At 70.5% G+C, this 12,792-nt stretch carries 12 protein-coding genes; 7 read left to right on the top strand and 5 right to left on the bottom strand.

The window, feature by feature from the left end:
* The first annotated feature begins 7 nt into the window (after nucleotides 1–7).
* Both NIE111_RS10085 and NIE111_RS10080 read left to right on the top strand, forming a co-directional pair.
* Nucleotides 8–1,654: a thiamine pyrophosphate-binding protein gene (locus NIE111_RS10085; RefSeq protein ID WP_238684122.1), complete on the top strand. Its 1,647-nt coding sequence runs from the start codon at nucleotides 8–10 to the stop codon at nucleotides 1,652–1,654.
* Between the two features lie 86 nt (nucleotides 1,655–1,740).
* Complete coding sequence (locus NIE111_RS10080) at nucleotides 1,741–2,124, top strand: VOC family protein (RefSeq protein WP_238684121.1); 384 nt, start codon at nucleotides 1,741–1,743, stop codon at nucleotides 2,122–2,124.
* 146 nt (nucleotides 2,125–2,270) lie between these two features.
* On the opposite strand, the gene NIE111_RS10075 is transcribed toward NIE111_RS10080, so the two are convergent.
* Nucleotides 2,271–2,828, bottom strand: a complete 558-nt coding sequence (locus NIE111_RS10075) for a GAF and ANTAR domain-containing protein (protein WP_238684120.1) — start codon at nucleotides 2,826–2,828, stop codon at nucleotides 2,271–2,273.
* A gap of 388 nt (nucleotides 2,829–3,216) precedes the next feature.
* On the opposite strand from NIE111_RS10075, the gene NIE111_RS10070 reads away from it, so the two are divergent.
* A complete protein-coding gene (locus NIE111_RS10070) occupies nucleotides 3,217–4,029 on the top strand; it encodes a GAF domain-containing protein (protein WP_238684119.1) in 813 nt (270 codons plus the stop codon).
* On the opposite strand, the gene NIE111_RS10065 is transcribed toward NIE111_RS10070, so the two are convergent.
* Both NIE111_RS10065 and NIE111_RS10060 read right to left on the bottom strand, forming a co-directional pair.
* On the bottom strand, nucleotides 3,920–4,534 hold the full coding sequence (locus tag NIE111_RS10065; protein WP_238684118.1) for an HPP family protein: 615 nt from the start codon (nucleotides 4,532–4,534) through the stop codon (nucleotides 3,920–3,922). The genes NIE111_RS10070 and NIE111_RS10065 overlap by 110 nt on opposite strands.
* 12 nt (nucleotides 4,535–4,546) lie before the next feature.
* Entirely contained in the window at nucleotides 4,547–6,373 is a 1,827-nt protein-coding gene (locus NIE111_RS10060; protein ID WP_274530872.1) for a thiamine pyrophosphate-requiring protein, read from the bottom strand.
* A gap of 222 nt (nucleotides 6,374–6,595) precedes the next feature.
* On the opposite strand from NIE111_RS10060, the gene NIE111_RS10055 reads away from it, so the two are divergent.
* The 4 genes from NIE111_RS10055 to NIE111_RS10040 all read left to right on the top strand — a co-directional run bounded on the left by NIE111_RS10055 (nucleotide 6,596) and on the right by NIE111_RS10040 (nucleotide 9,563).
* Nucleotides 6,596–7,060 carry an STAS domain-containing protein gene (locus NIE111_RS10055; RefSeq protein ID WP_238684116.1) on the top strand — a complete coding sequence of 155 codons (465 nt, stop codon included), beginning with the start codon at nucleotides 6,596–6,598 and terminating at the stop codon, nucleotides 7,058–7,060.
* A 196-nt stretch (nucleotides 7,061–7,256) separates the two neighbouring features.
* Nucleotides 7,257–7,403 carry a hypothetical protein gene (locus NIE111_RS10050; protein ID WP_238684115.1) on the top strand — a complete coding sequence of 49 codons (147 nt, stop codon included), beginning with the start codon at nucleotides 7,257–7,259 and terminating at the stop codon, nucleotides 7,401–7,403.
* 97 nt (nucleotides 7,404–7,500) lie between these two features.
* Nucleotides 7,501–8,307 carry an alpha/beta fold hydrolase gene (locus tag NIE111_RS10045; RefSeq protein ID WP_238684114.1) on the top strand — a complete coding sequence of 269 codons (807 nt, stop codon included), beginning with the start codon at nucleotides 7,501–7,503 and terminating at the stop codon, nucleotides 8,305–8,307.
* Entirely contained in the window at nucleotides 8,304–9,563 is a 1,260-nt protein-coding gene (locus tag NIE111_RS10040; RefSeq protein ID WP_238684113.1) for a PP2C family protein-serine/threonine phosphatase, read from the top strand. The genes NIE111_RS10045 and NIE111_RS10040 overlap by 4 nt, the downstream gene beginning before the upstream one ends.
* Before the next feature lie 184 nt (nucleotides 9,564–9,747).
* Here NIE111_RS10040 and NIE111_RS10035 read toward each other — a convergent pair whose 3' ends face one another.
* Nucleotides 9,748–11,034 carry a ricin-type beta-trefoil lectin domain protein gene (locus tag NIE111_RS10035; protein WP_238684390.1) on the bottom strand — a complete coding sequence of 429 codons (1,287 nt, stop codon included), beginning with the start codon at nucleotides 11,032–11,034 and terminating at the stop codon, nucleotides 9,748–9,750.
* A 119-nt stretch (nucleotides 11,035–11,153) separates the two neighbouring features.
* Nucleotides 11,154–12,506 (bottom strand): ricin-type beta-trefoil lectin domain protein, encoded by a 1,353-nt coding sequence (locus tag NIE111_RS10030; RefSeq protein ID WP_238684112.1) that lies wholly within the window; start codon nucleotides 12,504–12,506, stop codon nucleotides 11,154–11,156.
* Nucleotides 12,507–12,792: the final 286 nt, after the last annotated feature.

The following is a 12,792-nucleotide window of genomic DNA, read 5'->3' as shown; positions in this document are numbered from 1 at the left end:
GCCACCGATGCGGGTAGGGGAGGTGGTCGGGCGGGTCCTGTACGCACACGGCGCACGGCACGTCTTCGGGGTGGTCGGCAGTGGCAACTTCCATGTCACGAACGCGCTCGTCGCGGCCGGTGCCCGGTTCGTGGCGGCGGCCCACGAGGGCGGCGCGGCCAGCATGGCCGACGGGTACGCCCGCACCGCCGGGACGGTCGGACTGCTCTCGGTGCACCAGGGCCCAGGCGTCACCAACGCGCTGACCGGCCTCACCGAGGCCGCGAAGAGCCGTACCCCGATGGTGGTCCTGGCCCCGGAGGCGACAGCGCCGCTGTCGAACTTCTTCATCGACCTACCGGCGCTCGCCGCCGCGGTCGGGGCTGACTTCCACCGGGTACGCGCAACGCACGCGGCCGAGGACACGGGCCGGGCGTACCGGGCCGCCGCCCGGGGCGCGACAGTGGTGCTGGGTCTCCCGTTGGAGGTGCAGCAAGCCGTGACCGAACCGTGGTCCGGCCCGGTCCCTACGGTCGCGCCGACCCCGGTCACCGCCCCGCAGGTCGAGCCGTTGCTGGCCGCGCTCCACGCCGCCCGCCGACCGGTCTTCATCGCCGGTCGGGGCGCTCGGTCGGCCCGGGAACCGCTGACCCGGCTCGCCGACGCGTGCGGCGCGCTGCTCGCGGTCTCGGCCGCCGCGAAGGGACTGTTCGCCGGGAACCCGTGGAACCTCGACGTGGCCGGCGGCTTCGCCACCCCGCTCACCGCCGAGCTGATCGGCACGGCGGACCTGGTCGTCGCCTGGGGCAGCACGCTGAACATGTGGACCACCCGGCACGGCGAACTGATCCCGCCCTCCGCCGTCGTCGTCCAGGTGGACCACGACCCGGCCGCGTTCGGAGTGCACCGTCCGGTCGACCTGACGGTTGCCGGCGAGGTGACGGCGGTCGCCGAGGCGCTGCTCGCTCGGCTGAGCGTCGGCTCCACCGGGGCCGGGGACGCCACCACCGGCGGATGGCGTACGCCGGAACTGGCCCGACGGATCCGTGACCACTGCCGGTGGCGGACGGTTCCCTACCAGGACGAGGGCGGCGGAGCCCCGGCGACGATCGACCCGAGGACGCTCTCGACCGCCCTGGACGACCTGCTGCCGGCCGACCGGACGGTGGTGGTCGACTCCGGCAACTTCATGGGCTACCCGTCGATGTGGCTCGACGTGCCGGACGTCGCCGGATTCTGCTTCACCCAGGCGTTCCAGTCGGTCGGGCTCGGTCTGGCCAGTGCGCTCGGCGCGGCGGTCGCCCGCCCGGACCGGCTCACCGTCGCCGCGGTCGGCGACGGTGGCTTCGTCATGTCCGCTACCGAACTGGTCACCGCCGTCCGGCTGGCGCTACCCCTGCTCGTGGTGATCTACGACGACGCGGCCTACGGGGCCGAGGTGCACCACTTCGGCCCGGACGGGCACCCGTTGGAGACCGTCACCTTCCCCGAGACCGACCTGGCCGCGATCGCCAGCGGTTACGGCTGCGACGGGCTGACCGTCCGGACCGTCGACGATCTCGAACCGGTACGCCGGTGGCTCGCTGGTCCCCGTACCCGGCCGCTGGTGATCGACGCCAAGGTCAGCGCCGCGCGCGGTTCATGGTGGTTGGAGGAGGCGTTCCGCGGCCACTGAGCCACCACCGCCGTACCCAAGGCCCCAGCGCTCCGGGCGTCAGCCGGGTCGGTGACAGGGCCTCATAGCTGACGTACGTTGGCGCGGTGGCCACTCTCTGGACCCTGGGATGCGACGCCGACGATCCCCAGCGGATCGCCGCCTTCTGGGCGTTGGCCCTCGGCTATGTGAAGGAGGCCGGGTTCGACGAGCCTGACAACGCCTCCATCGTCGACCCGGACGGCAGGGGTCCCGCCATCAGCTTCCTCAAGGTCCCCGAGGGCAAATCCGCCAAGAACCGTGTGCACATCGACATCCGGGTGGCCGGCCCAGGTTCCGGGGACATGGCCGAGCGGGCCCGGTTGATCCGGCAGAAGGTGCCCGAACTGGTTGCCGCCGGCGCGACTGTGGTCCGCGAGGAGCGGTACGGCGACGTCCTCGGGCACGTCGTCATGCTCGACCCCGAGGGAAACGAGTTCTGCGTCGCGTGAGGCCAGGAGCGGGGCCGCACCCGCATGTGGCCGCCGGCCGGCTTCTCGACCGGCGGCCGCGGGATGCCCGCCGCTGCAGCGGCTGTGGCATCGTCGCCAATTTTTCCCCTAACCGGGACAATTAAGCGCGGGCGAGCCGCCGTTGGCTACTGTCCGGCCGTTTCGGCGGTGTGCTCCACAATGGCGTGGGCAACCTCGCGGACGGTTCGGTTGGTGTCGCGCGCCATCGTGGTCAGGCCGGCGAAGGCCTGCTCGGGGGTGCAGCGCCGCTCGCCCATGATGATCCCCTTGGCCTGTTCGATGACGGCTTCACTGTCCAGGGCGGCGCTCACGTGTTGCGAGAGGGTCACCTGGGCGTCGTTGAGATGGTCGTTGGCCATGGCGAGAGTGGCGTAGCTGGCGAAGACCTGCGCCACGTCGACGGTGCCGGCGTCGAAGACGTGGGGGTCGGTGGCGTAGAGGTTGAGCGCCCCGCCGCCCGTGGCGCGGGCCGGCAACCCGATGGACAGGGAGCTGCGGACTCCTGCCCCCAGCGCGCCGACGGTCCAACCCGGCCACCGGCTCTCGGTTGCCATGTCGCTGACGGACTCGATCGTGGTGGCACGTGCGGCCTGCAGGCACGGGCCTTCGCCCAGCGCGTACTGCGACTCGTCGAGGGTCAGGGCGAGGCCGCCGGTACACGCCGGGGTGTGGAAAGGGCACATCACCGGCGCCCTCGGCGGGGCCGGCGTGCGTAGGTCGCTGCAGGCCCCCGCTCCGGGGGGGCCTAGACCTACGCCGCTGCTTGACGATGGTTCGGTCGACGGTTGCAGGCGTCGACTACAGACCCCGAGCGTGCGCGCCTTCGGGAACCGCCGTCGATCGTCGCGAGGGGCGGCGCGCCGCCACCGCGGCACGTGGATGCCCGCCCGAGGTTCCGGTACGGGTAGGCTGGAAGCCTGTGGCACGGCGCCTTCGATGGGCGTCGTCGAGACCAGCGTCAAGAAGCGGCGCGGATCCCGGACTCCGCCTGCGGAGTCCTGCAGCGATCCGCGCACTCCACCCCACCCCAGGCGGCTGGTGGTGACACGCGCCCTCGTTAAGGACGCTTTGATGACGCACGTCGAACCCATGGACCCGCACGAGGCGTTCGCCGAGCTCGGCCGGATTCGACTCGCGGACGTTGACCTCGACGCCCTGCTGGACAGAATCGCGCAGCTGGCCAAGCGCACGATCCCGGGGGCCAGTGAGGTCAGTGTCACCCTGCTGCACGGCAACAAGCCGCAGACCGCCGCGTTCACCGGCGAACTCGCCCGTGCCCTGGACGAGAAGCAGTACGAACGTGGCTACGGCCCGTGCCTGCAGGCCGCCGAGAGCACCTCCAGCCTGATCGTGCCGGACACCAGCAGCGAGCAGCGGTGGCCCGGCTGGGCCCAGACCGCCGCGCAGGCCGGCGCGCACAGCTCCCTGTCGGTCGGGCTGCCCGTGCACGAGCACGTCACCGGTGCGCTGAACATCTACGCCACCACGTCGAACGCCTTCGACGACGACGCGATCGCTATCGCTCAGACGTTCGCCGGGTTCGCCGCCGTCGGCCTGGCCAACGCCCACCTGTACGAAACCCAGGCCACCTTGGCCGGGCACATGCAGAAGGCGATGGAGAACCGCGCCGGCCTTACCGATCACACCGAGCGTGTACGAAGCCGACTGCACCCACCGGTCCACGTCGGCGTCGGTCCGGCCGTCGGCCAGGTACCGGTCCACCCGCACCGGCCACTGCTGTCCCGGCCCGTACGGGGTCCGCTCACCCCACGGGTCAGCGATCCGATCTACCACGATGTCCCCCTTCCGGTGACGGCGCGGGCGCCGCCCACAGTGGCATCGGCCGGCCCGACACCCGTCCGTACAGCCAGTCGACGACCGTGACCAGCACCACCGCGCCGGCCACGACGAGCAACTGGGTCGGGGTACGGAGCAGGCCCAGGCTCACGATCAGTGTCGTCGCGCCCGCCGGGGCGTGCGACGCCTTCAGCAGCACCAGCACCGATGCGGTCACCGCCAGCGACCCGGCCACCGCCACGATCCTCATCCCGGTCACCCCCTCCTGGAGCGCCGAGGGTTCGTCGGCAAGCCCGCAGGCCACCAGGAACAGGTAACCGGCCAGCAGGGCCACCCCGTGCCCGATGAACGTGTTGCGCGGCGAGGACTCCGGCGACGCCGGCTTCTCCACGTGCAACATCACCGCCGGCCCCAGACTGGGAAACAGCCACGGCTGGTGGGTGACGAGTGCGACCAGCCCGGCGAGCACCACCGCCAGTGCGCCGCCGGTGAAGGCGTGCGCGGAGCGCCCCACTCGGCCCATCACGTTCCCCCTGTCGCTCGTGCCGCTCCGCGCCTGCTCAGGATCCTTCTCCCGAATCTTGTTCGTCATGCCTGCCCGGTGTCACTGCGGATCGTCGAAGCCCTCGGTGGCCCGTTCCCGGCGCAGGTGCGCCAGCGCCCGCCGGCCCAGGTCGGTGTCCTCCCGACCGAGCGCCTCGTACATGGTGGCGACCTTCTCGTAGGGCTGCGCGGGCGGAAGCAGCGGGATCGCCGGGTCCACGATCGCCTCGATCAGCGTCGGCCGGTCCGCCGACAGGGCCTCGTCCCAGGCCTTGTCGACCTCGGTCGGGCTGGTGACCCGGACGCCGCGCAGGCCCAGCAGCTCCGCCCACCGGGCGTACGGAGCATCGGGCAGGCGCTGGGAGTCGACGAAGCGGGGATCGCCCTCCATCTCCCGCTGCTCCCAGCTCACCTCGGCCAGGTCGCGGTTGTGCAACACCAGCACCACGAACCGGGGATCCGCCCAGTCCCGCCACCGGTGCGCGACGGTCAGCAACTCGGCCAGCCCGTTCATCTGCATTGCCCCGTCCCCGGCGAGTGCCACCACCGGTCGGTGCGGGGTGGCGAGTTTCGCGGCCAGCCCGTACGGCAGCGCCGAGCCCATCGACGCCAGGGTGCTGGACAGGTGCGCGTCCACACCGGCGGGCAGCCGCAGGTGCCGGGCGTACCAGTAGGTCACCGACCCGACGTCCACCGCCACCTGCGCGTCTGCGGGTAGCCGGTCGGTGAGGGCGTGCAGGACGTACTGCGGGTTCACCGGCTCGGCCGGAGCGGTCGCCCGCTGCCGGGCGATGTCCCGCCAGCGGGTCACCTCGCCCTCGACGCGCTGACGCCAGCTCCGGTCCGGCCGGGCGGTGAGCAGCGGCAGCAGCGCCCGGATGGTCTCGGCGGCGTCACCGAGCAGCGGCACCTCCACGGGGTAGCGCATCCCCAGGCGTCGACCGTCGATGTCGATCTGCACCGCCCGAGCCTGCCCCGGCGCCGGGTAGAACTCCGACCAGGGATCGTTGCTGCCGACGATCAGCAGGGTGTCGCACTCGCTCATCACCATGCTGCTGGCGGTGCTGCCCAGGTGGCCCATCACGCCGGTGTGGAAGGGCAGCGCCTCGTCCAGCACCGGCTTGCCCAGCAGCGACGCCGTCACGCCGGCGCCGAGGGCCTCGGCCAGCTCGACCACCTCGTCGGCGGCGGCTCGGGCACCCTGCCCCACCAGGATCGCCACCCGCTCCCCGGCGTCGAGCAGGTTCGCGGCGGCCCGCAGATCATCGGCGCGGGGCCGCAGCTCGGGCACCGGCAACCCCGGGTTGGTCACCATGATCCCGTGCTCCTGTGCGCCGAGGTGCGGGGCCGGGGCGGTCTGCACGTCGTGCGGCAGGATCACACAGGTCGGGCTACGGGTCGCCAGGGCGGTGCGGATCGCCCGGTCGAGCAGCATCGGCAACTGCTCCGGGGTGTACGCGGTCTGCACGAACTGCGCGCACACGTCGCCGTAGAGACGTACCAGGTCGATTTCCTGCTGGTAGCCGCTCCCGAGCACGGACGTCACCTGCTGGCCGACCAGGGCGAGCACCGGCTGGGAGTCCAGCCGGGCGTCGTAGAGGCCGTTGAGCAGATGCACAGCGCCCGGTCCCTGGGTCGACAGGCACACCCCCAGCCCGCCGGTGTACTTGGCGTGCCCGCACGCCATGAACGCCGCCGTCTCCTCGTGCCGGGCCTGCACGAACTCGGGCCGACCGGCCCGACGCAGGGCCCCCATCACCCCATCGATACCGTCCCCGGAGTAGCCGAAGACGCGGTCCACGCCCCAGTCGGCCAACCGAGCCACCACCAGGTCCGCCACCGTCGCGTCCGCCACCGTCGCCTCCTCGCCTCGACCGCCCTTCAGCATGTGCCCTACCCCGGGCCGGCGGACCAAACCGGACGAGCGGCACCTCTTCGGGGATTCCCGCCATCGCCGCCGGATCGAGGTTCGCCCACCGCTCGAATGGTGTCGGCGGCGAAAATCGTGGGTAGGGTGGTTCGCGGGTCAAGACATGCGCCCAGGTCCGCCGTCCGCGCCTCGTCGCCGCGGGAGGGTCCGACTCACCGATGCACCAGATCGGGAGGCGTCATGTCCATCCTCGAACAGCCAACTCGGCAGCACGCTCAACTCACTCGGCAGGACGCCCAGCCCGTGCGGCAGGACGCTCGGCCCGCCAAACCGATCATGACGCTCGACCTGCGCAATGATCGGCACGCGCCACTGATCGTCGTTTCCGGCGAGGTCGACATGAGCACCGCTCATCTCATCAGTGAGCTGGCCGAACACGTGATCACCCGGCGACCCGCTCGTCTGGTGCTCGACCTCTCCGGGGTGACGTTCTTCAGCGCCCACGGCATCAGCGCCCTGCTGCGAACACAGCGCGCGGCGGAGTCTGCCGAGGTGACGTTGGCTCTGCGCGCCCCCGCTCCGTGCGTCAGCTACCTGCTGGCGGTGAGCAGCGCCGGGATAGACCTGAACATCCCGGTGGCCAACGCGGGTCGGTGGTCCCCTTCTCGGTTGGGGAGCGCCGATCGGGGGAGTGGCCCTACCTGAGCGGTGCAGGCGTTGTGGTGGGCGCGGCTCTGGTTCTGGTCGGCGCGGCCCACTCCGCGACCGGGGTCGAGGCCCGACCGCCTCCACCACGCCATCGGTCCTGCTCTTCGGGCCGGTGGCACCGGCGTGGTGGGGGCCACCCGTCAACCGGCCCCGGCACCGAACGCTCTGGGCCGGGCCGGTCCCCTCGGGCGGCGTGGTGGCCGAGACCCGTCCGGCGTTGGCGGCCCTCGGCGTGGCACAGGTCCTGGCGGCGGCGAAGGTCGAACGGATAGGACACGAATTGTCCGCCGCCGTGCCGGCCATCGCCAGCACGGAGCGGTTCACCTGCCGATCCTGGTGATCATCGCCCATCGGGTCTGCCAGGTCGTTCGTGCGACGACGTTCGCCCAGGTGAACCAACATTTGGTACGGGGATGCGGGTGATGGAAAATAGGCGAATGCGTGTACGCGACCGCAACAACGTGCTGGTGACCGGTCGTGAGGGCGGCCCTACCGTTGTGCTCGCGCACGGCTTCGGCTGCGACCAGCACATGTGGCGCCACGTGGCAGCCGAAATCGGACAGTGGGCCCAGCTGGTGTTGTTCGATCACGTCGGATCAGGCCAAGCCGATCCGGCGGCCTGGGACGCTGACCGGTACTCCTCCCTGGACGGCTACGCCGACGACGTGCTGAACATCTGCCGGGACCTCGACCTCCAGCAACCGGTCTTCGTGGGGCATTCGGTCAGTTCGAGCATCGGGGTCCTCGCGGCGAACCGCGAACCGGACCGCTTCTCCGCGCTTGTCCTGGTCACCCCCTCACCGTGCTACATCGATGACGAAAACTACCGAGGTGGTTTCACCCGCGACGACATCGACGACCTGCTCGGTTCACTCGAGAGCAACTACCTCGGCTGGTCGTCGAGCATGGCACCGTTGATCATGGGCAACCCGGAGCGGCCGGAGCTGGGTGAAGAGCTGACGGCGAGCTTCTGCCGGACGGATCCCGCGATGGCGCAGGTGTTCGCCCGTGCGACGTTCCTGTCCGACAACCGTGCGGATCTCGCAGCGGTGAGCGTTCCCACGTTGATCCTGCAATGTGCTCAGGACGCCATCGCGCCGCCCGAAGTCGGCGCGTTCGTGCATGCGCAGATAGCCGGAAGTCGGCTCGTGACCGTGGATGCGACAGGGCATTGCCCCCAGTTGAGCGCGCCGGAGGCCACCGCCGCGGCGATCACGTCGTTTTGCAGGGCCGCCTACCGATGACCGCCACTGCGGGGCACGACCCTCACGGCCAACGTCCCGGCGAGGACAGGAGTGCCCAGCCGAGTGAAGTAGGGTTCCCCGCCCTGCTGGAAGACGACCTCGAAGACCTGTACGAGAACGCGCCCTGCGGGCACCTGTCCACCCTCCTGGACGGCACCATCGCCAAAATCAACGGCACCCTACTGACGTGGCTCGGCTACCACCGCGAGGAACTCGTCGGTCAGCGCCGCTTCAGCGATCTCCTCACCGGTGGCGGCCGGATCTACCACGAGACCCACTTCGCGCCGATTCTGGCCCTGCAGGGCGAGATCGGCGGTGTGTCCCTCGAACTCCGTACCAAGGACGGCTCCCGGATGCCGGTCCTCGTCACGTCGATCGTCAAGGCCGGCAGCGAGGGTCAACCCCAACTCATCCGGACGGCGATCTTCGACGCCACAATGCGCCGTGCCTACGAACGAGAGCTCCTCGATGCCCGGAAGGCCGCCGAGCGCGAGGACGAACGGCTACGGCACCTCGTCGGCAAGCTCCAACGCAGTCTCCTCCCCGCCGTGCTGCAGACTCCACCCGGACTGGACAGCGCCGCGTACTACCGGGCGGCCTCCACCGACCATGTCGGCGGCGACTTCTACGACCTGTTCCCCCTCGTCGACGGCCGCTGGGGGTTCTTCCTGGGCGACGTCAGCGGCAAGGGCGTCGAAGCGGCTGCCGTCACCGCCCTGGCCCGCTACACGTTGCGGGCCGCAACCGACCCCGACCCCGACCCCGCCGCCGCGCTGCGCAACCTCAACACGGTGCTCTGGCAGGAATACCGCGAGGACGCCCGCTACTGCACCGTCGTGTGCGGCATCCTCACACCCACGACCGCCGTCGGCGGCTTCACCGCTGTCATCGCCAGTGGTGGGCACCCGGAGCCACTGCTACTGCGGGCCGACGGCTCAATCCACTACCACCCCACGAAGGGCCGCATCGTGGGGGCCTTCCCGGACTCCCGATACACCAACACCACAGTGGTGGTGAACCCCGGCGACACGTTCCTCCTCTACAGCGACGGACTCACCGAGGCTCGTCCCGTCGGCAGTGAGACCGCCGACGGCCGTTACGGAGCGGCGGCTCTCGCCCAATTTGCCCGCTCTCTCGCCCCCACGACCGCCGCCGCAGCCGTCACCGCCGTCACCGCTCTCCTCGATACCTTCGGCACCGGACTCACCGACGACACCGCTGTGCTGGCCATCGGTGCCCCATCCCACCGAGCCTGACCGCGCGGTGGTGGCCCTCATCGCCGGATCCGGTCGGCGGACCCGGGCCTGGATACGCCTGCCCGTCGGCTGGCGGATCGTCACCGCGCACGTCTCGGTCTGCGCCGCGTCACCGCCTGACGGCAACGCGCCGCCCGGGACAGGACCCGAGCGGCGCGTCTCCGACATGGCGGGTGGTGCGGTACTAGGCGCGCCTGGCCCACTGCTGGTTGGCCCCGCCGTGGCAGGCCCAGAGGTGAAGCTGTGTCCCGTTGGCCGTGCCGGAGGCGATGGCGTCGAGGCACAGCCCGGACTGGGCGCTGGTGATGGTGCCGTTGGAGTTCAGATTCCACTGTTGGTTGGCCTGGCCGTTGCAGTCCCAGATGAGGACCGCGGTGCCGTTGCTGCTGCCCGCGCCGCTGGCGTCCAGGCACTTGTTGCCGTAGACGGTCAGGGTGCGGTTGGCGGTGTGGGTCCAGCGCTGGTTGGTGCCACCGTGACAGTCCCACAGTTGCGGGCGGGCGCCGTTGGCGGTGCTGGAGTTGGGGATGTCGATGCACCGGCCGGACGGGCTTCCCACGATCTGCACGTTCTGCTGGCCGGGTGGCGGGGTCGTCGGCGGGGGAGTGGTGGGCGGCACGTCCGACCCGAACTGGGTGAAGAACCGCCACACCTCCTGCTTGACCCAGCTTCGCGCGCCGCTCTCACAGCCGGCGCACCCGTCCACCGGGCCCTGCTGGTGGCCGCCGTCGAACGCGGCCCAGAGCACCGGGTATCCGGGCTGGCAGGAGTACGCGGTGGTGATGTGGGTCAGGCTCCCAGCCCTCGGCTCGGGTGGGCTCTGTGCGGCGCATCCGTTGTTGCGGACGAACCTGTCGCGAAGCGACCGTCCGCTGGGGATGTTGTCGTTGATGCCGTGGATGCCCAGGTACGCCACGGGCTGGGTGCCACCGCTGCATCCGCTGATCGCCCCCGGGGCCGCGATTGCCGCGACCGCACGGAACACCGTCGGCCGGGAACACGCCAACGAGTAGCTCATCGCGCCGCCGTAGCTGAACCCGACCGAGAATCGTTGGGTGGTGTCGACGCAGAGAGCGTTGTCGATCATACGGATCATGTCGTCGGTGAAGGTGACGTCCTCACCGTTGGAGTTTCCCCAACCGTTGTTGAGGCCCTGCGGGGCGACGAAGATCGTGGTGTTGTTCGACTGGGAGAGCATGCCGTAGTAGGCCCACGCGGCTCCGTCGGAGCCGCCGCCCGCGACCTGGCTGGCGGTGCCGCCCAACCAGTGGAACCCGAAGGCCAGCCGGTGGGCGTAGGTGTTGTTGTAGTTGTCCGGCAGCCGAAGGGTGAAGCTGCGGCTCTTCCCGCTGCTCTGGATGGTGTGGGTGCCGCTGTTCAGTCCGGGCGCCTTGCCGCAGCCGGCGGTGGTGGCCGCCGCCGCCGGCGCGACGGTCGCGAGGACGTACATTCCGACGGCGATCAGAACCATGACCGCCATGGCTGCCCCCAGCCAGGGGGCGGAGAGTCTGCGAAGTGGCACGGTTGAGCCTCCTTGTGGGTGGTGGAACATCTGTTGGGCCGGTCCCCGTCCCGGGAACCTCGCCGGGCTCAGCTCCGGCTCCATCGTTGGTTGGCCGCGCCGGTGCAGTCCCAGATCTGGACGCGCGTGCCGTTGGCAGTGCCGTTGCCGACCATGTCCAGGCACCGGCCCGAACCAACTCCGGTGATCGAGCCGTCGGTGTTGAGCCGCCACTTCTGGTTGGACTGCCCGTTGCAGTCCCAGATGATCACCGAGCTGCCGTTCGCCGTGCCGGCGCCGTTGACGTCGAGGCACTTGCCGCCGAAGACGCGCAGCTCCTGAGCGGCGGTCGAGGTCCAGCTCTGGTTGCTCTGACCGTGGCAGTCCCAGATGATCGCCGCCGCGCCGTTGGTCTGCGAGGCGCCGTTGACGTCGAGGCAGCGTCCGGAGGACGTGCTGCGCAGGGCCGAGGTGCCACTCGGTGGCGGGGTGGTCGGTGGCGGCGTCGTCGGGTCGGTGCTGCCGCCGAACTGGGTGAAGAACCTCCACACCTCGCCCTTGGTCCACGTCCTGGCTCCGCTGTCGCCGCCGCCGTCCACCGGGCCGGGGGTGTGCCCGCCGTCGAAGGCGGCCCAGACCACCGGATAGCCGGACCGGCAGCCGGAGTAGGTGGTGGTGATGTGGGTCAGGCTGCCCGCCCTCGGTTCGGGTGGGCTCTGTGCGGTGCACCCGTTGTTCCGCACGAACGTGTCGCGCAGGGACCGTCCGGCCGAGACGTTGAGCACCGCGTCCCCGATGCCATGGATCCCCATGTACGCGACCGGCTGGGTGCCGCCGCCGCACCCGCTGAGCTGCCCGCCGGAGTAGACAGCGACAGCGCGGAAGACGCTTGGTCGGGAACAGGCCAGCGAGTAGCTCATGCCGCCGCCGTAGCTGAAGCCGAGCGCGAAGCGTTGCGTGGTCTCGACGCAGAGGTCTGCCTCGATCACCCTGATCATGTCGTCGACGAAGGTGACGTCCTGGCCGCCTGGGTTGGCCCAGCCGTTGCCGTTGCCCTGGGGGGCGACGAAGATGGTGCTGTTGTTCGCCTGCTGCCGCAGCCCGTAGTAGGACCAGGCTGCCCCGTCGGACCCACCGCCGTCGACGTCGTTGGCGGTGCCGCCGTTCCAGTGGAAACCGAAGATCAACCGGTAGGCGTGGTTCCTGTCGTAGTTGTCAGGAATCCTCAGGATGAAACTACGGTTCTGGCCGCTGCTCTGGATGGACCGTTGGCCGCTGGTCAACGTGGGCGCCTTGCCGCACCCGGCGGTCGCTGCGGCCACTCCGATGTTCGCGGCCGACGCGGTGGTGCTCGCGCCACCGGCCAGTGCTCCCGCGCTCACTGTCACGACGACGGCCACCGCCGTCGCGAGCAGTCCAAGGATGGGTCTACGTCTTGTCATGAAGGGGCTCCCGCCACTCGGCACGAACTGGTTGAAAGGGGTCCACGGCAACCCGTACGCCGCCACGACGCGCCACCGCTGGTCACCCCGTCGACCACGTTCGCCGCGGGCGAACCCCAGAGGACGCGATGTGCCGGCGGCGCCCCGGCCGGCTCATCGACACAGGTTTCCGTCACTGGTCTCGCCGCCCACGCAGGACCAGTCCGTCGTCGAATCGATGGTGGCCATCACAGTGCGCCCGAACACCACGTGACCGTTCGCCCGACGGTGCCGAAACACCCGACTC

The organism is Micromonospora hortensis, from assembly GCF_022230935.1.
GTDB lineage: Bacteria > Actinomycetota > Actinomycetes > Mycobacteriales > Micromonosporaceae > Micromonospora > Micromonospora hortensis.
The sequence above is the reverse complement of the archived record's forward strand: the minus strand, read 5'-3'. Positions and strand labels throughout refer to the sequence as shown.